General features: G+C 46.3%; 24 protein-coding genes. 19 read left to right on the top strand and 5 right to left on the bottom strand.

What is annotated here, in order from left to right; genetic code table 11:
• Window positions 1–150: 150 nt before the first annotated feature.
• From ABJ081_11005 to ABJ081_10950, 12 genes are all read left to right on the top strand, one after another.
• Entirely contained in the window at window positions 151–1,398 is a 1,248-nt protein-coding gene (locus ABJ081_11005) for a L,D-transpeptidase family protein (GenBank protein MEP6357198.1), read from the top strand.
• Window positions 1,399–1,455: 57 nt separating this feature from the next.
• Window positions 1,456–1,698, top strand: a complete 243-nt coding sequence (locus tag ABJ081_11000) for a hypothetical protein (GenBank protein MEP6357197.1) — start codon at window positions 1,456–1,458, stop codon at window positions 1,696–1,698.
• A 228-nt stretch (window positions 1,699–1,926) separates the two neighbouring features.
• Window positions 1,927–3,240 (top strand): serine hydroxymethyltransferase, encoded by a 1,314-nt coding sequence (gene glyA / locus ABJ081_10995; GenBank protein ID MEP6357196.1) that lies wholly within the window; start codon window positions 1,927–1,929, stop codon window positions 3,238–3,240.
• An 18-nt stretch (window positions 3,241–3,258) separates the two neighbouring features.
• A complete protein-coding gene (nrdR, locus tag ABJ081_10990; GenBank protein ID MEP6357195.1) occupies window positions 3,259–3,741 on the top strand; it encodes a transcriptional regulator NrdR in 483 nt (160 codons plus the stop codon).
• An 8-nt stretch (window positions 3,742–3,749) separates the two neighbouring features.
• Window positions 3,750–4,925, top strand: coding sequence for a bifunctional diaminohydroxyphosphoribosylaminopyrimidine deaminase/5-amino-6-(5-phosphoribosylamino)uracil reductase RibD (gene ribD, locus ABJ081_10985; protein MEP6357194.1), 1,176 nt, complete (start codon window positions 3,750–3,752; stop codon window positions 4,923–4,925).
• A complete protein-coding gene (locus ABJ081_10980) occupies window positions 4,925–5,542 on the top strand; it encodes a riboflavin synthase (protein ID MEP6357193.1) in 618 nt (205 codons plus the stop codon). The genes ribD and ABJ081_10980 overlap by 1 nt, the downstream gene beginning before the upstream one ends.
• Before the next feature lie 85 nt (window positions 5,543–5,627).
• Window positions 5,628–6,089 (top strand): 6,7-dimethyl-8-ribityllumazine synthase, encoded by a 462-nt coding sequence (gene ribH, locus ABJ081_10975; GenBank protein ID MEP6357192.1) that lies wholly within the window; start codon window positions 5,628–5,630, stop codon window positions 6,087–6,089.
• A complete protein-coding gene (gene nusB, locus ABJ081_10970; GenBank protein MEP6357191.1) occupies window positions 6,089–6,595 on the top strand; it encodes a transcription antitermination factor NusB in 507 nt (168 codons plus the stop codon). The genes ribH and nusB overlap by 1 nt, the downstream gene beginning before the upstream one ends.
• Window positions 6,596–6,606: 11 nt before the next feature.
• Window positions 6,607–7,593 carry a thiamine-phosphate kinase gene (gene thiL, locus ABJ081_10965; GenBank protein MEP6357190.1) on the top strand — a complete coding sequence of 329 codons (987 nt, stop codon included), beginning with the start codon at window positions 6,607–6,609 and terminating at the stop codon, window positions 7,591–7,593.
• A 206-nt stretch (window positions 7,594–7,799) separates the two neighbouring features.
• Window positions 7,800–9,941 carry a sodium-translocating pyrophosphatase gene (locus tag ABJ081_10960; protein ID MEP6357189.1) on the top strand — a complete coding sequence of 714 codons (2,142 nt, stop codon included), beginning with the start codon at window positions 7,800–7,802 and terminating at the stop codon, window positions 9,939–9,941.
• A 111-nt stretch (window positions 9,942–10,052) separates the two neighbouring features.
• On the top strand, window positions 10,053–10,826 hold the full coding sequence (locus ABJ081_10955) for an FCD domain-containing protein (GenBank protein ID MEP6357188.1): 774 nt from the start codon (window positions 10,053–10,055) through the stop codon (window positions 10,824–10,826).
• Window positions 10,827–10,862: 36 nt separating this feature from the next.
• A complete protein-coding gene (locus ABJ081_10950; protein MEP6357187.1) occupies window positions 10,863–12,026 on the top strand; it encodes an acetyl-CoA acetyltransferase in 1,164 nt (387 codons plus the stop codon).
• Window positions 12,027–12,136: 110 nt separating this feature from the next.
• On the opposite strand, the gene ABJ081_10945 is transcribed toward ABJ081_10950, so the two are convergent.
• Complete coding sequence (locus ABJ081_10945) at window positions 12,137–12,826, bottom strand: L,D-transpeptidase (GenBank protein ID MEP6357186.1); 690 nt, start codon at window positions 12,824–12,826, stop codon at window positions 12,137–12,139.
• 29 nt (window positions 12,827–12,855) lie between these two features.
• Window positions 12,856–13,434 carry a L,D-transpeptidase gene (locus ABJ081_10940; GenBank protein ID MEP6357185.1) on the bottom strand — a complete coding sequence of 193 codons (579 nt, stop codon included), beginning with the start codon at window positions 13,432–13,434 and terminating at the stop codon, window positions 12,856–12,858.
• 679 nt (window positions 13,435–14,113) lie between these two features.
• On the opposite strand from ABJ081_10940, the gene ABJ081_10935 reads away from it, so the two are divergent.
• Entirely contained in the window at window positions 14,114–14,791 is a 678-nt protein-coding gene (locus ABJ081_10935) for a haloacid dehalogenase type II (protein ID MEP6357184.1), read from the top strand.
• A 52-nt stretch (window positions 14,792–14,843) separates the two neighbouring features.
• Here the strand turns inward: ABJ081_10935 and metC are convergent, their stop codons facing one another.
• Entirely contained in the window at window positions 14,844–16,028 is a 1,185-nt protein-coding gene (gene metC / locus ABJ081_10930; protein ID MEP6357183.1) for a cystathionine beta-lyase, read from the bottom strand.
• Between the two features lie 261 nt (window positions 16,029–16,289).
• On the opposite strand from metC, the gene ABJ081_10925 reads away from it, so the two are divergent.
• The 4 genes from ABJ081_10925 to ABJ081_10910 all read left to right on the top strand — a co-directional run bounded on the left by ABJ081_10925 (window position 16,290) and on the right by ABJ081_10910 (window position 20,852).
• Window positions 16,290–17,315 carry an amino acid ABC transporter substrate-binding protein gene (locus ABJ081_10925; protein ID MEP6357182.1) on the top strand — a complete coding sequence of 342 codons (1,026 nt, stop codon included), beginning with the start codon at window positions 16,290–16,292 and terminating at the stop codon, window positions 17,313–17,315.
• 134 nt (window positions 17,316–17,449) lie between these two features.
• Entirely contained in the window at window positions 17,450–18,673 is a 1,224-nt protein-coding gene (locus ABJ081_10920) for an amino acid ABC transporter permease (GenBank protein ID MEP6357181.1), read from the top strand.
• 4 nt (window positions 18,674–18,677) lie between these two features.
• Entirely contained in the window at window positions 18,678–20,036 is a 1,359-nt protein-coding gene (locus ABJ081_10915; protein ID MEP6357180.1) for an amino acid ABC transporter permease, read from the top strand.
• A 12-nt stretch (window positions 20,037–20,048) separates the two neighbouring features.
• Entirely contained in the window at window positions 20,049–20,852 is an 804-nt protein-coding gene (locus ABJ081_10910) for an amino acid ABC transporter ATP-binding protein (protein MEP6357179.1), read from the top strand.
• Between the two features lie 41 nt (window positions 20,853–20,893).
• Here the strand turns inward: ABJ081_10910 and sseA are convergent, their stop codons facing one another.
• Both sseA and ABJ081_10900 read right to left on the bottom strand, forming a co-directional pair.
• Window positions 20,894–21,745: a 3-mercaptopyruvate sulfurtransferase gene (gene sseA / locus ABJ081_10905; GenBank protein ID MEP6357178.1), complete on the bottom strand. Its 852-nt coding sequence runs from the start codon at window positions 21,743–21,745 to the stop codon at window positions 20,894–20,896.
• A 42-nt stretch (window positions 21,746–21,787) separates the two neighbouring features.
• Window positions 21,788–22,840 carry a cysteine synthase A gene (locus ABJ081_10900; GenBank protein ID MEP6357177.1) on the bottom strand — a complete coding sequence of 351 codons (1,053 nt, stop codon included), beginning with the start codon at window positions 22,838–22,840 and terminating at the stop codon, window positions 21,788–21,790.
• Between the two features lie 243 nt (window positions 22,841–23,083).
• On the opposite strand from ABJ081_10900, the gene ABJ081_10895 reads away from it, so the two are divergent.
• Entirely contained in the window at window positions 23,084–23,740 is a 657-nt protein-coding gene (locus ABJ081_10895) for a ChrR family anti-sigma-E factor (protein MEP6357176.1), read from the top strand.
• 78 nt (window positions 23,741–23,818) lie between these two features.
• A complete protein-coding gene (locus ABJ081_10890; GenBank protein MEP6357175.1) occupies window positions 23,819–24,670 on the top strand; it encodes an SDR family NAD(P)-dependent oxidoreductase in 852 nt (283 codons plus the stop codon).
• Window positions 24,671–24,674 lie beyond the last annotated feature (4 nt).

The following is a 24,674-nucleotide window of genomic DNA, read 5'->3' as shown; positions in this document are numbered from 1 at the left end:
CCAGTCATAACAATTGTGTGAGGTTATGTGTTTTGCGGTAATTTAACAGTATTTGCATAGATAATCTGTAAAATATCGCTTGTATTTTCCACAGAATGCACACATTTACAGTTTAAGGTTGGCTCTAAAGTTATAATTAGGAGAAGATTGGTGACAAGCAAGTTTTCTAGGCGCGCATTTTTAGCAGGCGCGAGTGCAACATTTGCAGGTGCGGGTACAGCTTTTGCTGAGACCAATGATCCTATTTTAAGCCTTTTGCAAGACGGCAACCTTGCAGAATGGTCAGATGGCTTTGACTCATTGTCACCTTCGAAACAAGTGCGTGACTTTCAGCCGACTTTGTCAGCAACAGCTGTTCGTGATGTTGAGGCAGCTTTAAATCACTATAGTCAGATTGTTAATAACGGTGGTTGGAATCAAGTGCCAGCAACTAAGCGTTTAAGTCTCGGTGCTCGCGATAGTAATATTGTTGCTTTGAGAAAACGTCTCGCTGTTTCCGGTGATCTTGATCCTAGCCTTACTAAATCAGATGTTTTTGACTCATATGTTGGTGCTGGCGTTAAAAACTTCCAAGCCCGTCACGGTATGGCCGTGGACGGTGTTATTGGTACCTTGACCTTGTCGGCCTTGAACGTTCCTGCTGATGTGCGTTACCGCCAACTACAGACAAATCTAGTGAGATTGCGGTCGCTATCAGGATATTTGGGCAATCGTTATGTGATTGTGAATGTTCCTGCTGCTGAACTTGAAACCGTTGAAGGTGGGCGTGTTCATTCACGTCATACTGGTGTCGTCGGTAAAATTGACAGACAAACACCAATTCTCAACAGTAAAATTCATGAAGTAAACTTCAATCCTTTCTGGACTGTGCCTGTGAGTATCATCCGCAAAGACTTGATTCCTATTATGCAAAAAGAACCGAATTACCTCACAGATAATTCAATTCGCATTTATGCGCAGAATGGACAGGAACTTCAGCCTTCACAAGTTAACTGGTTCAGCGAGGAGGCTGTCAATTACCGTTTCCGTCAGGACCCGGGTGAGAAGAATTCACTTGGCCAAATGCGCATTAACTTCAAAAATGATCATCAGGTCTATCTTCATGATACACCTGATCAAACTCTTTTCGGAAAAGAAGTCCGCTTTCATTCATCAGGATGTGTGCGCGTTCAAAATGTGCGTGAATTTGTTCGGTGGCTGCTACAAGATACAAATGGATGGGGACGTAATACTATCGACCAGACAATTGCATCTGGTGAGCGTATCAACGCCGATATTTCGAAGTCTGTACCTCTTTACATGACATATGTGACAGCTTGGGGTGCACCAGGTGGTGTGGTTCATTTCCGTGATGATGTTTATGACCGCGATGGTCTTGGACCGCTTGCTCTCAGATAGGTTTTGCGACCAAAGCACGAATCTGCGATATTGCTACCCCTGTGATGAGGGATAGCTGTGAGCGAAAAAGAATTTTATCTGGAATACATACAACTTGGGCCGCAGGTAAAGGTCACTGCGATTGATCCAGATACTGGTATCGAAGTGTGTATTATTGCGCCTGCCACAGCATCAAAACCTGAAATGAACCGCGTTGCAGTTGATAAGCTCAATCATGTTTTGGCCAAGTCACGCGCGCAAACTGATAAGAAACACAAGTCAGCCGAACCTGAAGACAAGCGTGGCGGTGTATTGATTTGATATTGAGCATTTTAGTTTTGGACATTTGTAATATTGCTAATTCTCAATTGGACTCATGAATTACCGAATGCTAAAGCGTCATTTCTGGTTTATGAAACGTTTTGGATGATACAATCTCTCAAAATATATTGATTGCCATAGGTATTCTTTGCTTATGGATTAGATAATCACAATGCGTGGCTGAATACATATTGACGTTTAAATATCATACCTATTTTGGAGTTCTAAATGGCTGCTACCGATCAAACTAAACAATCTGTTGTTCATACTGATTTTTTTGGTAAAAATCTTGTGGAGGTGGACTCTGTCGTTGCTGACGCCATTGCTAAGGAACATGTTCGCCAATCGCAAGAAATTGAATTAATTGCTTCTGAAAATATTACATCACGTGCCGTAATTGAGGCGCAAGGATCTGTTTTAACTAATAAATATGCTGAAGGTTATTCTGGACGGCGGTATTATGGTGGTTGCCAATTTGTTGACCTGGTTGAAGACGCTGCCATTAACCGCGCGAAAGAATTGTTCAATTGCGGCTTTGCTAATGTTCAGCCAAATTCTGGTAGTCAGGCAAATCAGGCAGTATTTCTTGCGCTGCTAAAGCCGGGAGACACCATTTTAGGGATGAGCCTTGATGCTGGTGGTCACCTCACTCATGGGGCAAAACCCAATCTTTCAGGAAAATGGTTTAATGCGGTTCAATATGGCGTTCGTAAAGAAGATTCGCATATTGACTACGACCAAGTTCGTGCGCTCGCAGTTGAACACAAGCCTGCAATGATTATTGCGGGTGGTTCAGCCTATAGCCCGATTATAGACTTTGCCAAATTTCGTGCGATTGCTGATGAAGTAGGCGCTTATTTTCATGTGGATATGGCGCATTTTGCCGGTCTGGTGGCTGGTGGTGCGCATCCAAGTCCGTTTCCGCATGCTCATGTTGCAACAACAACAACGCATAAAACACTGCGTGGCCCACGCGGGGGTATGATTGTTACTAATGATGAAGCGATTGCAAAGAAAATCAATTCAGCCGTTTTCCCAGGTCTTCAAGGTGGGCCTTTGATGCATGTGATTGCCGGTAAAGCTGTGGCTTTTGGTGAAGCATTACAACCGTCATATAAGACTTATATTCGCCAAGTAGTTGATAATGCTAAAGCTCTTGCGGAAAACCTACAAAAAAATGGGTTTGATATTGTATCTGGCGGAACGGATACGCATTTGATGCTAGTTGATCTGCGGCCTAAAGGTTTGACAGGTGATAGTGCGGAAAAGGCACTTGGTCGTGCATTTATTACTTGTAATAAAAATGGCATTCCGTTTGATCCTGAAAAACCAACTATTACATCCGGCATTCGCCTTGGAACTCCTGCTGGTACTACGCGCGGCTTTGGCGTTGACGAATTCGAGCTTATCGGCAATTTCATAACCGAGGTTCTTGATGGTTTGAAAGATAATGGTGAAGAGGGTAATGCAGGTGTGGAAGCTTCTGTTAAAGAGAAAGTTCTTGAATTGACGTCTCGTTTTCCAATATATGGCGAGATCTAAGAAAGGTCTGTCTGACTAATGCGTTGCCCCTTTTGTTCAAGCGATAACACGCAAGTGAAAGATTCTCGCCCAAGCGAGGATAACACTGCCATAAGACGTCGGCGCATTTGTGCCGATTGCGGTGGCCGTTTTACTACCTTTGAGCGGGTTCAGCTTCGCGAACTTAATGTCGTCAAACGATCTGGCAGACGGGTTCCTTTTGATCGTGATAAATTGGCTCGCTCTGTTCAAGTTGCATTACGCAAAAGAAACGTTGATCCTGATCGAGTAGACCGTCTGGTGAGTGGCATTGTCCGTCAGCTTGAAAGCGCAGGAGAGGCCGATGTTGCGTCCGATCAGGTGGGGCTTCTCATCATGGAGCGCTTGAAAGAACTTGATGATGTTGCTTATGTGCGTTTTGCGTCGGTTTATCGTAATTTTCGTGAAGCCAAAGATTTTGTGGCGGTATTGGGCGAATTGGATCATCAAGATGATGCTAAAGAAGATGATTCTGAAAAATAGGAGTGCGCGTGGCAGTTGCTGTAAGCTCGTGCGCTTTGTCTAAACATGAGCGCCTTCAAAACGAATTATTGAATGATGTTGACCATGCATTTTTGCAGGCAAGTATACGCCTTGGCCTAAGCCGTATTGGGCTGACATCACCAAATCCTTCCGTCGGGGCTTTGATAGTGCAATTTGATGAGGCGGGTCCCGTTGTCGTCGGCCGTGGTGTGACAGCAGATGGTGGCAGACCGCACGGTGAGGTTGTAGCGCTTACTGAGGCTGGTGAGCGCGCACGCGGTGCCACATGTTATGTCAGCCTTGAACCATGTGCTCATCATGGTCGCACTCCGCCCTGTGTCGATGCACTGATGCGTGCTGGCGTCTCTCGCGTTGTGATCGCTATGGACGACCCAGACTCGCGTGTTTCAGGCAAGGGGGCGGCTTTCTTGCGTGATGCTGGTATTGAAGTTTATGAAAATGTTGCAACCCATGAGGCTAAGAGGGCTAATCTGGGTCATGTCTTGCGCATAGAAAAGGCGCGTCCTGCCATTGCCTTGAAACTTGCGGTGTCCGTGGATGGGATGATTGGTCGAGAAGGCGAGGGCATGGTGGCAATCACCGGCCCGCTTGCGCGTCGTGCAGTGCATGCTATGCGGGCACGTGCTGACGCTGTGTTGGTTGGTATTGGTACGGTGCTGGCGGATGATCCGGATTTAACATGTCGATTGCCCGGTATGAGCAAGATGTCATCTATGCGCGTCATTCTTGATAGCGATGCGAGAACGCCTTTGAGTGCCAAATTATTTGAGACAATTGATAACGTACCCGTCATGGTTTTTGTTGCCGAGAGTGCTGATACAAAACGACAAAAGGCGCTTGAAGATAAAGGGGCACAGATTGTGCGTGTCGCCTGTGATGATGATGGGCAATTATCGCTTAATGCTGTGATGGCTCATTTAGCTGAACTTAATTGTACAAATGTGATGGTTGAGGGCGGTGCGACTGTGGCGCAGTCCCTCTTGGCGCAGGACCTAGTGGATCGTGTGGCTTTATTCAAAGGTGCAGATGAAATCGGCTCTAACGGTATGCCAGCGCTATCATCAGGTGATGATATTGAAGGAACATTACGCAAGAATGGATTGAAGGCTGAAGAGCATTCCTCCTATGGAAAAGATCAGCTGACTATCTGGGAGCGCGCCTGATGTTTACTGGTATTATCACAGATCAGGGGCGCATTACATTGGTTCTTAAACGCGACCAAGGTAAAACATTTCGAATTCAAACGGCCTATGATCCCAAAAGCATCGATATTGGGGCGTCCATCGCCTGCAATGGTGTTTGCCTGACTGTGGTGGCTTTATCTGATGGTAGCGGTGACCGCTGGTTTGAAGTGGAAGCATGGGAAGAAGCTTTGCGCCTGACCAATGCAGTACACTGGGATGAGGGTACAATCATCAACCTTGAGCGTTCTTTGAAGCAAGGTGATGAGCTTGGTGGTCATATGGTCAGCGGTCATGTGGATGGAATTGCACGGGTGATGGATATTAAGAGCGAGGGAGACGCTACGCGCTTCATCTTGAGTGCGCCGGATGAACTCGTAAAGTTCATTGTGCCCAAGGGATCCGTTGCCTTGAATGGCACATCTCTCACCGTGAATAATATTGAAAAATCAATATTTGATGTGCTTCTTATCCGTCACACGCTAGAGGTTACTACATGGGGTAACCTGCAAACCGGTGATGACATCAATATCGAAGTTGATCAGATGGCGCGGTATGTGGTGCGCTTGATTGAACATCAGCAAGAGATTTCCAAATAATAAGACGAGTCAATTAGGCTGGACAAATTGCGTCGACTGTGTTGGATGCATCTTAAACTCACATCGATAAAGGGTCCATGTACTCATGGCTGACAAACCGCCGCATCTTTTAATTGTTGAAGCTCGTTTTTACGAAGAGATAGCAGATAGCCTACAAGAAGGTGCGATTGCCGCGATCAAAGAAGATGGCGCGACATATGACGTTGTTAGCGTTCCGGGCGTTTTAGAAATTCCCACGGCGGTCGCGATCGCCATTGATGCTATGGAAGATGGTGGTACTTTTTTTGATGGATTTGTGGTTTTGGGATGCGTCATTCGCGGTGAAACAACGCATTATGAAACTGTTGCCAATGAATCTGCGCGCGCCTTAATGGACTTGAGCGTTTCTTCTTCTATTGCTATTGGCAACGCAATTTTGACTGTTGAAAACGAAGCGCAGGCTTGGGCGCGGGCTAAGAAGTCGGATAAAAACAAAGGTGGCGAAGCGGCTAATGCAGCACTTTCTGTGATTGCTTTATCAGAACAATTATCAGTGCGACGCAAGTAATGGCCAAGCAGGAAAAGCAACAAAAAACAAAGATGCATGGCGAGCCTCGCTCTGCCAATAAACGCGGCGCTGCACGATTGGCTGCGGTTCAAGCGCTCTATCAAATGGAGATAGGGGGCGCTAATGTTACTGAGATTGTCGCTGAATATGAGAATACACGTTTAGGGCACGATATTGATGGCGAACAATATTTAAGCGCGGATGCGGCTTATTTTCGTGGGATCATGAGTGGCGTTGTCGCGGAGCAATCAACCATTGATCCTATTATCAACGATGCATTGACGCCCGATTGGCCCCTGGGCCGCGTCGATACGACGTTGCGGGCTACTTTACGTTGTGGAGCCTTTGAGCTGAAAAACCGCAAAGATGTTCCAGCCCGTGTTATCATTTCTGAATATGTCGATGTTGCAAAAGCATTTTTCGACGTTGATGAGCCACGGATGGTGAACGGTGTTTTGGACAAGATTGCCCGCCTTTTCCGTGAGGATGAAGTGGATAAAAAGTAGAGGCCTTCATAGTGCAGGACATTGGTGAATTTGATCTGATCGCACGATACTTAAAGCCGCTCGCGACCAATCCGGGGGCTTTTAATTTACTTGATGATTCCGCTGTGCTTTCGGTGCCTGATGGCGCGACACTGATTATGAGCAAAGATGTTCTGGTTGGTAATGTGCATTTTTTCCCTGATGACCTGCCTGATTTGATTGCTCGAAAAGCACTGCGCACTAATGTATCGGATATCATATCAAAAGGTGCTGACCCTGCTTATTATGCGCTTGGGTTGAGTTTCCCGAATAGGGCTGATGCTGCTTTTATGGAAGCTTTTGCTCAAGGACTTGAGGCCGATCAGGATTTTTACGGGATTTCGCTGCTTGGCGGTGACACGACTCGCTCACTGCATGATTTTATGATTTCTGTTACGATGTTTGGCTTCGCCTCTGAAGAGGGGCCTGTTACGCGTATGGGCGCGAGCGCTGGCGAGGCGCTTTATGTATCGGGAACGCTTGGCGACTCTGCGCTTGGTTTGTTGAGTTTAAAAGAGCCTGATCTGTTTGAAGGCGCGTCAGACAGTTTAATGAGTGATTTGGCTGCTGCCTATTTGTTGCCTCAGCCGCCCATTGGGCTTCAATCCATCATAGCGCAATATGCCTCTGCAAGCATGGACATTTCGGACGGGATTCTCACGGATAGCGCTCATATGTGCCACGCAAGTGGTGTAAGCGCGCGCATTCAGCAAGATTGCCTTCCTTTTAGCGAGACGGTGAAAGCGATTCTTGAGCTTAATCCTGTATTGCTAGATGCTGTCGTTAAAGGAGGGGATGATTATCAGTGCTTAATGAGCATCCCTATTGAGAATGAACAGCAATTCATTGATGCCTGTCTTGATAATGAATCAAAAGTCACGCGTGTGGGTGAAATGAGCCAATCTGCTAAAGGATTGGTGAGGCTTTATGATGATGATAAAAAATCTAAAATTAAAATAGAGGGTTACACGCATTTCTAGCTTTTTATGCCTTGTAAAAAATTTCTTCGGGGTGTGATTTAATTTCAGAGGATAGTTTCCTCTGAAGAACTACTATACCCAACAAAAGTAGACTTGATTAAGCTCCTTGATTCATTAATGTCTCATTAATCGTCGCCTCATCTATAGGGTAATTGAGGCGTTCAATTTTGATGGACTATCTATCTAATCCGGAGGGAATACGAATAATGGAACTTGCTTTATATCTCGTCATAGGAGCCGGATTGTTATCCGTGATTTATGGCGCATGGGCGACAAAATCAGTTATGGCTGCTGACGCGGGTAATGCGCGTATGCAAGAAATTGCGGCGGCCATTCAAGAAGGGGCGCAGGCTTATCTTTCGCGGCAATATCTAACAATCGCGATCGTTGGTGCTGTCGTCTTAGTCTTAGCTTGGTATTTGCTGGGTGTGGTTGCAGCCGTTGGCTTTGCCATTGGTGCGGTTTTATCAGGTGTTGCGGGCTTTATTGGCATGCTTGTATCTGTGCGCGCCAATGTGCGTACCGCACAAGCCGCATCAAACAGCCTTGCGGCAGGTTTGGACATTGCGTTTAAGTCTGGTGCTGTCACAGGAATGCTCGTTGCTGGTCTCGCGCTTTTGGGCGTGACTGTTTATTATTGGGTCTTGACCGATATTATGGGCGAAGTGAATACCAGTCGTACCGTCATTGATGGTCTAGTGTCACTTGGTTTTGGCGCTTCACTTATCTCAATCTTTGCACGGCTCGGCGGTGGTATCTTTACAAAAGGTGCTGATGTTGGTGGTGACCTTGTTGGTAAGGTTGAAGCAGGCATTCCTGAAGATGATCCACGTAATCCAGCAACAATTGCTGATAATGTGGGTGATAATGTTGGCGATTGTGCTGGCATGGCGGCTGATTTGTTTGAAACCTATGCGGTGACTGTTGTTGCCACCATGGTTCTGGCATCCATCTTCTTTGCTGGTGAAGTGGCAAACCTTTTGATGCTTTTACCACTCGTGGTTGGCGGTGTTTGTGTGATCACATCCATCATCGGTACGTTCTTTGTGAAACTTGGCTCTAATAACTCCATCATGGGTGCACTCTATAAAGGCTTTCTTGCTTGTGCTGTGCTCTCTGCTGTGGCTTTGGCGGGCGTTATGTTCGGCTTTGTTGGCGGTGACACGGAGTTCACCACATCGACGGGAACAAGCTTCTCTGGTGCTGATCTTTATTGGTGTATGCTGGTAGGTCTTATCATTACCGGTCTTATCATCTGGGTGACAGAATATTACACAGGCGTTGAATACCGTCCTGTGCGTTCTATCGCGCAATCATCAGTGACAGGCCACGGCACGAACGTCATTCAAGGTCTTGCCGTATCAATGGAAGCCTGTGCTTTGCCAGCGATCATAATCATTGCTGGTATTTTGATTACCTACAGCCTTGCAGGTCTCTTCGGCATTGCGATTACAGTGACAGCCATGTTGGCTTTGGCTGGTTTCGTTGTGGCGCTCGATGCATTTGGTCCTGTGACCGATAATGCGGGCGGTATTGCGGAGATGGCAAATCTTCCTGAGGAAGTGCGTTCAACAACGGATGCGCTTGATGCTGTCGGTAACACCACTAAAGCGGTTACCAAAGGCTATGCGATCGGTTCTGCTGGTCTTGGTGCTTTGGTGCTCTTTGCAGCCTATACGGAAGACTTGAAGTTCTTTGCACTCAATGCTGCAGAAGGTTCTGTGTTCCACGGTATTCAGGCAGACACCTTGTTCAATCTATCTAACCCTTATGTGGTTGCTGGATTGTTGTTTGGTGGTCTATTGCCATATCTCTTCGGGGGTATGTCTATGACAGCTGTGGGCCGCGCTGCTGGTTCTGTGGTTGAAGAAGTTCGCCGTCAGTTTAAAGCAGACCCGGGCATTATGAAGGGGACTTCTAAGCCAAATTATGCCCGTGCTGTTGATATGCTGACGAAAGCTGCGATCCGTGAGATGATTGTTCCGTCATTGTTGCCGGTTCTCTCGCCGCTGCTTGTGTTCTTCCTTGTTCGCGCTATTGCAACGCCATCTGATGCCTTTGCGGCTTTGGGTGCGATGCTTCTGGGTGTGATCATCACAGGTTTCTATGTTGCTGTTTCTATGACTGCCGGTGGCGGCGCATGGGATAATGCGAAGAAATCTTTCGAAGACGGTTTCGTCGACAAAGATGGCGTGAAGCACGAAAAGGGCGGTGATGCGCATAAAGCGTCAGTCACTGGTGACACTGTTGGTGACCCGTATAAAGATACGGCTGGGCCAGCGGTTAATCCGATGATTAAGATCACAAACATCGTAGCGCTTTTGCTTCTTGCGGTTTTGTCGCACTAAAGTAAAAATCATAACGGCTATAAAACCCGGCATTTTTGATGCCGGGTTTTTCTTTGTCTGGTTGGTAAAAAATATTGACCATTCTATGGGGTGGCGAGTAAGCTTGCGCTTATGAGTGAAGAGCAGATCTTTGGTAAAGTAACACCCGATAGGGCAGCCCAACAGGTTGTTCATCGCATCGAGGTGCTTGTACTTGAAGGGGTCTTGCGCAATGGCGACAAGTTACCCGGTGAACGCGATCTAGCTCTTGAGATGAATGTTTCGCGGCCGATTCTACGTGATGCACTCAAAATTTTGGAAGCAAAAGGCATTCTTGAAACCCGGCATGGGCAGGGTACGGTGGTCGCCGATGTCATTGGCTCCTTGTTTTCACCGCCGATCGAAGGCTTGATGCGGGACTATCCGCGCACGCGCGTGGATTATGTGGAATTTCGTCGCGAGCTAGAGGCATGGGCCGCGTCTCTTGCAGCGCTTCGTGCGAGTGAGGATGATATTCTCATTTTAAAGGATGTATTCTCGCGGATGGAAACAGCCCACGCGCAAAAAGATGTGGAAGCGGAAGCACGTTTAGATCTTGAATTTCATATCACCATCGCTGATTGCGCTCACAATATTATCCTCATTCACTCTTTACGCTCATGCTATCAGCTCTTGTCAGAAAATGTGCTTTTAAACCGTGAGCGGATTTATGATTTTGCAGGCGCGCGGGATGAATTGTTTGAACAGCACCGCGTTATTTTTGATGCTATTGTTGCCCATGATGCGGCAGCGGCCAGTGCAGCTGCAAAAGATCATATGATTTATATTGAAAGCACAATGCAGGATATAGATAGAAAAGAACTTTGGCAGAAAAACGCTGCTTTACGGCGCATGCGGCAGGTTTGATTATAAGCTTATAAAAGAATGCGTTGGAGAGAGACTATGGCAGTTATCACGGGTTGGTCACATACAAAGTTTGGAAAACTTGAAGACGAAACGCTGGAAAGCCTCATTATAACTGCTTCAGTTGATGCTATGAAACATGCGCAAGTTGATCCTTCAGAGATTGATGCCATTTACCTTGGTAACTTCAATGGTGGTTTTACTGATCAGGACTTTGCAGCGGCCCTTGTGTCGCTCGCAGATGATGCGCTTCGCTATACACCTGCAACACGGGTAGAAAATGCCTGTGCGACGGGTTCTGCAGCCATTCATCAGGGTATCAATGCAATTGATGCGGGTAAGGCACAAGTGGTGCTGGTTGTTGCTGTTGAAAAGATGACGGGCGTACCAACACGTGTGGCGGGAGACCTCTTGTTGCGTGCCTCCTATCACAAGCAAGAAGCTTCGATTGAAGGTGGTTTTGCAGGTGTGTTTGGTCATCTGACGCAGGCTTATTTTCAAAAATATGGCGATCAATCAGCAAGTCTTGCTAAGATTGCGGCCAAAAACCATGCGAATGGCGTGGACAACCCTTATGCCCAGATGCGCAAAGATTTGGGCTTTGAGTTTTGTAATACGGTATCTGATCAAAACCCGCTGGTCGCCGGTCCGTTGCGCCGTACGGATTGCTCGTTAATTTCTGATGGGGCTGCTGCCATGGTGCTTACTAATATGGACCGTGCGTGGTCAGCACCGCGAGCCATCGGCTTTCGTGCGGCAAGTCATGTGAATGATTTTTTGCCTCTGTCTAAACGTGATAAATCTGAACTTGCGGGTGCAGGTAATGCATGGCGCAAGGCATTTGATCAATCTAACTTAACCCTTGATGATCTTAGTTTTGTCGAAACACACGACTGTTTTACCATTGCAGAACTGATGGAATATGAAGCGATGGGTCTGGCAGAAAAAGGGCAGGGGCATCGCGTGATTGAGGAAGGTATTGTCTATAAGAGCGGCAAGTTGCCGGTCAATCCGTCTGGGGGATTGAAGTCTAAAGGCCATCCTGTCGGGGCTACCGGTGTGTCCATGCATGCGATTTCCTGCATGCAATTGATGGAGGACGCTGGCGATATGCAAATAGAAGGTGCTAAATTGGCTGGTGTTTTTAATATGGGCGGGTCGTCTGTTGCCAATTACGTAAGCATTTTAGAGCGCCTTCGTTGAGGCTTTCACGGACTTCAGGTTGTGGATTTTACAAAGCCTCTTAACTCAGCATTTTCGGGAGAATTTTGAGAATAAAAAACCCCGGATTTTTGATCCGGGGTTTTGTTTGTCTATGTGACAACGATTTTTGAGCCGTTTTTCACATTGTTGAACAAATGGATCACGTCCTGATTGACCAATCGCACACAGCCGCTTGAAACGGCTTTGCCAATAGTTTTCGGGTTGGGTGTTCCGTGTAACCGATAAAGCGTGTCAACATTGCCCTGGAAGATATAAAGTGCACGAGAGCCTAATGGGTTTTTTATGCCGGGGGGCATTCCACCATTTTTCGCGCTCCATTTTCTCAGCTCAGGTTCACGCTGGATCATTTCTTCAGGTGGTGTCCATGTCGGCCATGCTCGTTTCCAAGCAACGCGGGCGCGACCGGACCATTCAAATCCGGCACGGCCAAGACCAACGCCATAGCGTGTTGCCTTACCATTTGGTTCTACATGATAGAGGTAGAAGTTTTTGGTATCAACGACGAGTGTTCCGACACGTTCTTTGGTCTTGTAATTAACTCTTTTACGTCTGAACTTTGGCGGTAGAGAATTTGCAGAAACTGCCGGTATCGGAAATTTCTCATTGGGTAAAGCTGCATAGTTGAGCGCAAACGACTTTGACGTGCCTTTTAAAGTTTTCGATTTTGTAGGGTCTAATGATGCTGTCGGTCCGGTTGTTGTACAACCAGAAGCTATTAGTCCCGTCAAACTTATCGCGCCCAATGTAAGTTGCCTGCGGCTTACTAAGGATTTATTCATAATTATCTACCTTAAAAATTGATGAATCATCATAGTACGACAACGCGCGCGCCGATAGGGACTCTGTTATAAAGGTCAATCACATGTTCGTTAATCATGCGGATGCAACCATTTGAAACAGAGCGACCAATTGAAGAGGGCTGTGTTGTACCATGAATACGATAAAACGTATCGCGCCCACCACGGAAGAGATAGAGAGCACGTGCACCCAACGGATTACCAGGACCACCAGGAACGCCTTTAGCGAATCGTTTGTATTTTTGCGGTTCGCGACGGATCATATTTTGTGTTGGTGTCCAGCGTGGCCATTTTGCCTTGCGAGAAATAGTGGCGCTGCCTTGGAATGCAAGACCAGCTTTGCCTACGCCAACACCATAACGACGCGCACGCCCTGATCCTTCGATTAGGTATAAGAAGTGGTTTCTAGGATCGACAACGACAGTCCCGCGTTTGTACCTGCTTCTATAACGAACGCGTTGTGGTTTATAGATTGGGTTGAGCGAGAACTTGCGTCTCTTTCTGCCTGTATGGTGGGCGTCTGCTTCTATGGCTGGCGCTGCAAAAAGCGCTGCGAATCCGCCAAGTAGTAAGTTTCTTCTATTAAACATGATGAATTACTCCAATTTAACTGAGGTCATGCACAGTTTTCTTGCTGTGCGGTTGCTAATGTCAAATTAGGAAATTGGAGGTCTCAAATGATGTTGAGTTGGCATTTCAGTGATCAAGTATTTATCTGATTGTGCATGTACTGCATTGATTTTTGGGAAATCAAACGAGAACATAACCGAAAAAAACTTGCAATCACTCGTGCAGCTAGATGTGATCGGTTTTTTGTCGACCTTTTCATCACAACAGACTGTGTCTGTTTCAGCAGATAATCTGGTGCTATGCTCTGCGATTACATTGATTGATGTATAACCCTTGGGTACAGCACTAGTTGCAACCGAAACGATCTGCGTTCCGAAAGCTAGAATAACTAGAAGAGATAAAAATATAGACTTCATTTGATCATCATACTCGATCTTACTTTGCTACACCAGTATATTAGTTAAGCACACATATTATACTTAGCGGGGTAGTTAACGGACAAATCGTGCTGAATTAACAGCAGCTAAGTGTGTTTACTTAAGTGTAATTACTGTTGTCTTTGTACTTTAATTGCAACTATTAAGGTAGTTGTCAATGAAAACACAACCAAAAATACTATTTTGGATAAAGTTTATCGTTGTCACTTTGGGTCAACTGTGTTTGCTACGGGAGTTGATGAAAATTTGAGAGGTTTTTGTAGTGAGTATTAATGGCATAAAGGCCTGTGTTTTCGATGCTTATGGCACAATGTTCGATGTGCATTCACCAGTAAGCAAACTAGCAGAAAACCTCGGCGATAAAGCACAACCGGTTTCAACCATGTGGCGCGATAAACAGCTACAATATACTTGGCTTCGCAGTTTGATGAGGGATTTTGCTCCATTTTCCGAAGTGACTTCGGATGCATTGACCTATGCTCTTGAGGCTAATGGTGTCGAGGACCCTGAGTTACATAAAAAGCTTATGGATGCTTATTACACTTTAGATGCCTATGATGATGTTGCTCCTTGTCTTGATGCTTTGCGTTTAAAAGGTTTAAAGACGGCTATTTTGTCTAATGGCTCGCCGGATATGTTGAGTGCTGCTGTGAAATCTGCAGGGCTCAAGGGAAAATTAGACGCGGTTTTGTCGGTTGATCGTGTTGGCGTTAACAAACCAGATCCTCGTGTTTATCAAATGACGCTTGACCATTTTGGCATCAAAGCGGATGAGGTTTGTTTTATCTCCAATAATGCATGGGATAGTCATGGCGGCGCGCATTTCGGCTATCAGGTCGCACGTCTTAATCGTTATGGAGCACCGGCAGAGAAACTATCTGGTGCACCTCGTATCATTATGACAGGGCTGAATGAGCTAGCAGGCGCTCTTAGTGGATGAATTTTCGCGATGTTGTAGATTCATGTTTGGTTGACGGGGGGCTGTGCCTTGTTCAACCTACTGCTTTTGCCCGATCTAGACCATCGCGCAAATCTTTCATTAGGTCATCAGGATGTTCAAGCCCGATTGATAGCCTAATAGTTGGGCCTTCATTCCATTTGGTTGCTGTGCGAATTTTTGTGAGCTGACTTAAAACGGCGAGGCTTTCAAATCCTCCCCATGAGTAACCAAGCCCAAAGAGTTCAAATCCATCTAGCATGGCACTCGCGGCTTCTGCGCTGAGGTCTTTCAAAACAAATCCAAATAAGCCAGATGAGCGACCAATAAGACTTTTCCAGATTTTATGACCTGGATCCTCGGGAAGGGCGGGGTGCAGGACACGTGCGACTTCGGGTTGTTGCTGTAACCAACGTGCAATTTTGAGCGCATTTTCTTCTTGTCGATCCATACGCAATGCCATCGTGCGCATGCCGCGTAATGTCAGATACATCTCTTCTGTGCCACCTTGCACACCAATGTTTTGATGTGTGATGCGCATGTCGTTCCAATGTTTTTCGTTTGTGGATATGGAACCAATTAGAGCGTCTGAATGGCCTGCTAAATATTTAGTCGCTGCTTGTATGGAATAGTCGATGCCAAAGGGAACAGGTTTAAAGAACAGCGGCGATGCCCATGTGTTGTCAATGAGGGTTGTGGCACCGACAGCTTTAGCGGCTGCGACAAAGGCTTCGACGTCCGGCATTTCAAAAGTGTGCGAACCGGGAGGCTCCATGAAAATTGCTTTGATGTTATCTTTAAACAGGCTTGAAATATCTTTTCCGATGAGGGGGTCATAATAGGTGACATCAACGCCAAACTTGATGAGTGTGCTATCGCAAAACCGCCGTGTTGGGCCATATACGTTATCCGGCATTAAAATTTGATCGCCCGCGCTAACCGCGGCCATGATTGCAATTGTACAAGCTGCAAGGCCAGATGGCACGATGACGGTGCCATGAGAATCTTCTAAATCGTTTATCGCATTCACTAGTGCTTCAATGGTTGGTGTGCTGGTGAGGCCATAAGTATATTTGGCCTCTTCTTTACCGCATAATTGCGCCGTATTTTCAAACAGCACGGTTGAAGCGCGCACAACGGGAGGCGATACAAACTGGCCGGTAAGCTCTGCTGAGCGTCCGGCAAGCACCAATTGCGTTTCGCTACGGTATGTATTTGGGGTTTTTGTATTTTTTGTCATTAGTGATGGATTCTATATGATTTTGATTAATTCCAATGCAATCTAACAAAACAATCTGCCTAATCAATGAGTAGTATTACATTTAATGCGAATTAACTTGACCAATGGTCACTAATGTTTTTCGATAGGGACGTTAGATCGTTTTCGGCCTACTTTAGGAAGGGTGTCGGAAGCTGGGATACAGGCCAGCATATAATAACACGTTTCAAGTGTTGTCATGGTTATTGGCCTGTGGTTTGTTAGAGAAAAGGCCGCTAAACAATGAAAATTAAACTTCTATCTGCTGTATTTGGTGTTGCGATGGCAGCTACGAGCTACAGTGCTTCTGCACAAGATGCTAAAACACTTGATCGTGTCGTGGCTAAAGGCTTCGTCCAGTGCGGCGTGAGCCAAGGTCTGCCAGGGTTTTCAAATCCTAGTTCAGACGGGTCATGGTCAGGCATGGACGTTGATGTATGTCGTGGCGTCGCCGCAGCAATCTTCGGTGATGACACCAAAGTAAAATACACACCGTTGTCAGCCAAAGAGCGCTTCACGGCTCTCTCATCTGGTGAAATTGACGTTCTATCACGGAACACCACATGGACTGCAACACGCGACACACAGCTTGGTTTGAATTTTGCTGGCGTGAACTACTACGATGGTCAAGGCTTCTTGGTTCGTAAAGACTTGGGCATTAATTCTGCTCTTGAGCTTAACGGCGCATCAGTCTGTACCAACACAGGTACAACGACAGAGCTGAATGTAACCGATTACTTTACATCCAATAAAATGGAATATGAGTTGGTAGCATTTGAAAAAGCTGATGAAGTTGTTGCAGCTTATGATTCAAAACGTTGTGATGTTTACACAACAGATGCTTCTGCTCTTTATGCTCAGCGTCTTAAATTGAATGATCCAAGTGCACACGTTGTTCTTCCAGAAATCATTTCAAAAGAGCCACTCGGTCCTGTTGTCCGTCAGGGTGATGATCAGTGGTTCAACATTGTTCGTTGGACAGTGTTTGCGATGATTAATGCTGAAGAGCTTGGTGTTTCTTCCAAAAATGTTGCTGATATGAAGTCTTCTGACAATCCTGCCATTAAGCGTCTACTCGGCGTTGAAGGTACTTTTGGTGAAGGCTTGGGTATTGGTAACGATTGGGCTGCAAATATCATCAGCAAAGTAGGCAACTACGGTGAATCATTTGAAACCCATGTTGGTCCAAAAACTTCACTTGGCATTGCCCGTGGCGTAAATGCGCTATGGTCAAAGGGTGGCATCCAATATGCACCACCTATTCGCTAGGTAGTTAAAAACTTCGGTCGGCTTTAAGCTTTATGCTTAGAGCCGACTGAATTATAATTATGAGACGATTATTTACCCCTTGAGGGGCGTTGTTCTCAGCTAAAGAATTATTACATCGAAGGGTTTTTACGAGTATGGCTGTGGATAAAGGCGGTGGGGGCGTGAGTGGTGAAGTTGCAAATACTGGCACACAAAAAACCGCATTTTTTAATGACCCAAAAGTTCGAAGCTCGGTTATACAAGCAATCCTCATTGCGATATTGGTTTATGCTGTCTGGTCGTTGATCTCTAATACGGCCACAAATCTGTCGGCGCAGGGTAAAACCTTCGGTTTTGGTTTTATGCAAAATGCGTCGGGTTTTGATGTCAATCAGTCACTGGTTGAATATAGCCGTGAATCTTCTTTCTGGCGGGTCTATCTCGTTGGTCTATTAAATACGCTGCTGGTTGCAATACTCGGTATTTTCTTCGCGACACTGATAGGGTTTTCTATTGGGGTGGCGCGTCTTTCCAAAAACTGGATCATCTCGAAAGCTGCCTATTGTTACGTGGAAGCCATGCGTAATATTCCGCTATTGCTGTGGATTTTCATCTTTTATTTTGGCGTTCTGCGGTTGTTGCCGGGCAAGAGAGAGCCATATGGTGTCAGCCTTGATGGGGCGCTTGGGTATCTCAGTGTTGGCGGATGGATTGCTCCCAAGCCAATAGCGGGTGACCTCTTGTGGTTGACTGGAATTGCAATCATTATTGGCATTATCGCCTCTTACTTTATCAACAGCTGGGCCACGAAACGCCAGATGGCGACGGGCCAGCAGTTTCCAAAAGGGTTGACAACATTAGGCCTTGTTGTTGGTCTGCCAATTGTTGTTTTTCTTCTTTCTGGTTTGCCGCTAAGTTTTGACTATCCAAAACTTGCACGCTTCGGTGCGCGGGGTGGAATGTCGGTTCTGCCTGAGTTCATTGCACTCTTGACGGCGCTTACAATTTACACGTCAGCCTTCATTGCAGAAATTGTACGTGCGGGCATTCTTGCGATCAACAAAGGTCAAACAGAGGCATCTTATGCGCTTGGATTGCGTGCCAAGCCGACGCTTAATCTTGTTATTATTCCTCAGGCATTGCGCGTTATTATTCCACCTTTGACGAACCAATTTTTGAACTTGACCAAAAACTCGTCTTTGGCTGTGGCGATTGCCTATCCTGAACTTGTCTCGATTTTTGCCGGTACTGCGCTGAACCAGTCAGGCCGCGAGACTGAGATAATTATGATTACTATGCTGACATACCTAGTCTTGTCGCTCCTCACATCGAGCTTCATGAACTGGTATAATAATCGCATGGCGCTGGTAGAGAGGTAGGACTATGTCAAACGGATATGTTCGCAAAGAAATGCTTCATGAATTACCGGCACCAGATGGTACCAAGGGTATTTTTTATTGGTTGAAAACAAACTTGTTTTCCACCCCCTTGAACGCACTTGCTACATTTATTGCTTTATACGTCATTTATAAGGTCGTGCCGCCAGTCATAGATTTTGCTTTGATCAGCCCGGCTTGGTTTGGTGAAAATCGTGAAGTTTGTGCAACTCTCAAACAAGGTGGCGTGAAGCCCGATGACTGGTTTGGTGCATGTTGGCCCTATGTTGGTGCTAATATGAAGCTTTTCATCTATGGGCGGTATCCACCTGATGAAATTTGGCGCGTCAATATCGTCTATTTAATGTTTGCGATCAGTGGTGCTTGTTTGCTGATCCCTAAAGTGCCTTATAAATTGCCAAATCTGCTCTTTATGTTTGGTGTGTTTCCTGTTGCAGCTTTTGTGCTTTTGACAGGTGGTCATGTGATGCTTGACGGCTTTCTTGTTGCTGGCTCATTCATGGGGCCTTCTTTTGCAGCATTTTGGGTCGATTTCCTTATTTTGACATGCATATTTATCGCACTCGCTACTTTCATTGCGCGGGGGACTGATAGTGATCCTATGCCAAGTATCCGAATGGTTATTTTAGGCATGGTGGTTCTTGCTGTTGTGATGGCAATCATTTCGGCTCCCTTAGGGCTGGAGCATGTTGAAACTGAAATTTGGGGCGGATTGCTTGTTACACTTGTGATCGCTGTTAGTGGTATTGTTGCGTCACTGCCGATCGGTATATTGCTTGCTCTTGGTCGTCGCTCGAAAATGCCAGCCGTTAAAATGTTGAGCGTCATGTTCATTGAGTTTTGGCGTGGCGTTCCGCTCATAACAGTGTTGTTCATGTCATCTGTGATGTTGCCATTGTTCCTACCTGAAGGTGTTACCTTCGATAAGCTTCTGCGGGCGTTGATCGGTGTTACACTGTTTCAGTCAGCATATATGGCTGAGGTGATCCGTGGTGGTATTCAGGCGTTGCCAAAAGGGCAATATGAGGGGGCGATGGCTCTGGGGCTGAATTATTGGCAAATGATACAAAAAATCATCCTGCCACAGGCGCTAACGCTTGTAATACCAGGCATCGTCAATACATTCATCGGTCTTTTCAAGGATACGACACTGGTTTTGATTATCGGACTGTTCGACTTTCTTGGCCAAATTCAATCAAGTTTTTCTGATCCAACATGGGCTACACCCGTTCAGGCAATGTCGGGCTATTTATTCGCCGCCGTTATTTATTGGATCTTCTGTTTCTCGATGTCGCGTTATTCTATTTTCATGGAACAGCGTCTCGACACCGGTCATCGAAATTAAAGGATAAAGACTATGACGGCAGATAACGTAGTAAAACCCGACGATATGGTCGTTGACCGCGCTAAGATGCAAATATCGGATACCGATGTTGCCATCGATATTGTTGGTATGAATAAATGGTATGGTGATTTTCATGTTTTGAAAGACATTGATCTGCGCGTTATGCGTGGGGAACGTATCGTTGTTGCTGGGCCGTCTGGTTCAGGAAAATCGACGATGATCCGTTGTATCAATCGTCTTGAAGAGCACCAGAAGGGTCAGATTATTGTCGATGGCAATGAGCTTACTAATGATCTCAAAAAGATTGACGAAGTACGCCGTGAAGTTGGCATGGTGTTTCAACACTTCAATTTGTTCCCGCATCTGACCATTCTTGAAAATTGTACTTTGGCTCCGATTTGGGTTCGCAAAATGCCGAAACGCGAAGCGGAAGAAGTTGCAATGCACTATCTGGAGCGTGTGAAAATTCCAGAACAGGCACACAAATTTCCCGGTCAGCTTTCCGGTGGTCAGCAACAACGTGTGGCTATCGCGCGCTCACTATGCATGAACCCGCGCATTATGCTCTTTGATGAGCCGACCTCAGCGCTTGATCCAGAGATGATTAAAGAAGTGCTTGATACAATGGTTGGCCTTGCCGAAGAAGGCATGACGATGATTTGTGTGACCCACGAGATGGGTTTTGCGCGTCAGGTTGCCAATCGTGTGATCTTTATGGATGCGGGCCAAATTGTTGAAGAAAATGCACCAGAGCCATTCTTCGATAATCCCCAGCATGAACGCACCAAGATGTTCTTAAGCCAGATTTTGCACTAGCGCTTTCGATCCGTTAATTTGATATTTCTTGTCGCGATGGGCTATTCTTTTGTCGCGACAGGTAAGCCTACTGTTGCTCCCCATTCGGACCATGAGCCATCGTAAAGCGGCACATCTGTGTTGCCAAGGCGGGCGAGGGCCGCAAGAATGACACAGGCCGTTACCCCTGAACCGCATGTGGCGATGGTTGGTTTGTCGGGGTCGTAACCCACTTCATCAAATTTTTTCTGTAAAGTCGCTACATCCAGCAGCTTGCGCTCATCATCTAATAAGCTGTCATAGGGCAAATTCATGGCGCCTGGCATGTGCCCACTGCACACCTCAGGGCGTGGTTCTGGGGCTGTGCCATCAAAGCGCGCCGCCTCGCGCGCATCAAGCAAGAGGGGGCCTTCAGGGTTTTCTACGGCCTCTTTCATTGTATCAAGGCCAACGATGACATCGTCAGAGATTTCTGCGCGAAATGTTTTTGGTTCAGGTTTCAAGGGGCCTGTTTCAAGGGCGTGTCCGGCTTTTTTCCATGCGGGTAGGCCGCCATCCAAGATATATACTTTTTGTGCGCTAAACTGACGGAACATCCACCAAACGCGCGCGGCAGAAAAGAGACCTGTTGTATCGTAAATGATGATTGTATCGCTCTCGCTAATGCCAAGCTCGCCCATTTCGCGTCCAAATTGCATCGCAATTGGCATCATTAAACCCATATGGGAGGTGCGGTCTGATTGCTTTTCAAGATCAAAAAAGACAGCCCCTGGAATGTGGCCTTCTAAATATTCAGCTTCGGGATCACGGTCAACATTTGGCAAATGCCATGTGCCATCAACCACGGCTACGTCGTCATCGTTGATATGCTCTGCCAGCCAGTCAACACTAACAGTCACTTGATGATCGCTCATGGCGGTTTCCTCGATTAAATAATTAAGATGGTGTTGGATATTTTATCCGTCTACATCTTCGAACGGAATATCGAAGTCTGGTGTTTCTTCCATCCATGCTGGCACAGCGATATCTTTTGAACGCAGGAACTCAGGATCAAAGATTTTGGATTGATAGCGTGTTCCATAATCACACAGGATTGTCACAATGGTATGTCCGGGGCCAAGCTCGCGGGCCATGCGTACCGCGCCTGCAATATTGATCGCTGATGAACCACCAAGCACAATGCCTTCTTGATCCATCAAGTCAAAGACGTAAGGCATCGCTTCTGCGTCTTCTATTTGATAAGTGAAATCGGGTGTAAATCCTTCAAGATTGGCGGTAATGCGGCCTTGGCCAATGCCTTCCGAAATGGATGAGCCTTCAGCTTTTAATTCGCCGTTGGCGTAGAAGTTGTAAAGGGCGGCGCCCATTGGGTCGGCTATGCCTATTTTGATGTCAGACTTTTTAGCGCGCAGGGCGGTGGCAACACCTGCAAGCGTGCCGCCTGAACCACATGCGCATACAAAGCCGTCAATTTTACCGTTTGTTTGCTCAAAAATCTCAGGGCCGGTTGTTTCGATATGAGCTTGCCGATTTGCCACATTATCAAACTGATTGGCCCAGATTGCGCCGTTAGGGGTAGTTTTGTTTAGATGTTCAGCCAAGCGACCAGAAAGGCGGACAAAATTGTTTGGGTTGCGATAAGGCTTTGGTGGCACCTCAATAAGTTGGCCGCCATAGGCGCGAATGGCATCCTTCTTTTCTTGGCTTTGACTGTCAGGGATGACAATCACAGATTTATAACCAAGCGCTTTGCCCACCATAGCAAGGCCAATACCGGTGTTTCCAGCAGTTCCTTCTACGATGGTCCCACCAGGCTTCAAGGCGCCACTTTTTTCTGCTGCGCGGACGATCGACAAGGCTGCTCTGTCTTTAACAGACTGGCCGGGGTTCAAGAATTCTGCCTTACCCAATATTTCGCATCCGGTTTCGTCTGAGAGCTTTTTCAAACGCACCAGAGGTGTGTTTCCGATTAATTCAATGATCGATGGGAATATAGCATTCGTTGACATGAACTCGCACTCGTAGATGGTGTTGTTATTTTAAGAGAGGCTACTGCCTCGGCCACTTGACCGCAAGTGAGAACAGTTTGAATTTTCTGATATTTTTCAAATGTATAACTTTTGGTCTCTTTTTTGCTGTCTCTTGTTAAGAATATCACAGGATAATAACTGGGAACAATAAGTGATCCATATTGGGTTATAAGCCGTATCTTGTTTATTATTGTCAAATTGAATTAATTTTTGGATCAATTTATGAATTCAAATCCTATCGATGCTCTTTTTGCTGAATATGTAGCTGGGTCGTTAAGACGACCAGAAAAAGTTTTGCTCGATAGCCATATCGATATAAACCCTGTAAGCCGCGACTGGGTGCAAAACCTCGAAGCGATTGGTGGATCCTCACTTGAGTTAGGCCTTGAAGAGCCGATCAAAGACCCTGAGTCTATGATTGACGCAATTATCAATTCTCCGGAACAAGCTAGACCGTCAAAAGATGGTCTGAAGCCATATCGTTATAATAAAAACGATGAGTGGATGCCTGCTTCCTTGAGGCAATTTCTTGGTTTGTCGACAAAAGAAATTCCATGGCGCAAGAAAATTCCAGGAATCTCTGTATATAAAATGGATAATGTGGATGGGTGTGAAGTAAATCTTCTGCGTATTAAGCCGGGGTCGACCATGCCCAGTCATACACACGAGGGGCGAGAATTGACGTTGGTGCTCAAAGGATCTTTTGATGACGGAGAGGGGCAATATGCACGGGGCGATGTTTCTATCGCTGATGAGAGTGTTGGTCATAAACCTATCGCAGGCATGTCTGAAGAGTGCATATGTCTGACAGTCACAGATGCGCCACTGCGCTTTACTGGCCCTCTTGCCCGTCTTGTTTCTTCAATTATGCCTCGTTGATTTCACATCTATTTTCAGTGCACAATGAAGTCTGAAAAGACGTTCATCAAACTTACCCACTAGAGGAAATTGACGATAATGGCGAAACCGACCAGTCCGTTTGATGGTGTTGCATGGGTTACTGGTGCGAGTACAGGTATTGGTCGACAAACGGCGCTGAAGCTTGCGCAGCGTGGCTGGCGTGTTGTCGCAACTGCCAGAAGTGCTGATAAACTTGAAGAATTGGTGCGCGACGCAGGCGGTGGCTATGGCTATGTTATCCCTATCGCTGGCGACGTTACCGATAGCGAGCGCATGGCAGCAATTGTGGATGAAATAGAGCGTGACTATGGCGGTGTTGGTCTTGCGGTTTTAAATGCGGGCATTTATGAGCCGATGGAAGGTGATGAACTGAGTGTTGCGACCTTTCAATCAACCTTCGATGTCAATCTTAAAGGGACTGTGAATTGTCTGGTGCCGTTAAGCCATGTGATGGGGGCGCGGGAGAGGGGACAGATCGCGCTTGTTTCTTCTGTCGCCGGTTATGGTGGATTGCCAACATCAACAGCTTATGGCGCAAGCAAAGCGGCTCTTATTAATCTGGCTGAAAGCCTGAAATTTGATTTTGATAAGATGGGCATTTTGATACAGGTCATTAATCCGGGTTTTGTTGATACGCCTGCTACGAAGTCTAATCCATTTTCCATGCCGCTTTTGATGCAAGTTGATGCGGCGGCTGATGCGCTTATCAAAGGATTGGATAAAGGAAGCTTTGAGGTGACATTTCCGAAGGGTTTCACTTACGCGATAAAGTTGATTAATCTGCTGCCTTACTGGGCCTATTTCCCGTTGATGAATCGCATGACCAAATGGAATGAGCGTCCAATGAAGGTCGCGGGGAAGGTCGCGGGTGAAGATGATAAAGATCAGCTGCCTATTAAACGCTGGTAGTTGA

The sequence above is a fragment of the Hyphomicrobiales bacterium genome (assembly GCA_039989895.1).
GTDB lineage: Bacteria > Pseudomonadota > Alphaproteobacteria > Rhizobiales > JACESI01 > JACESI01.
Note: the sequence above shows the minus strand (reverse complement) of the source record. Positions and strands in the feature narration are given on the sequence as shown.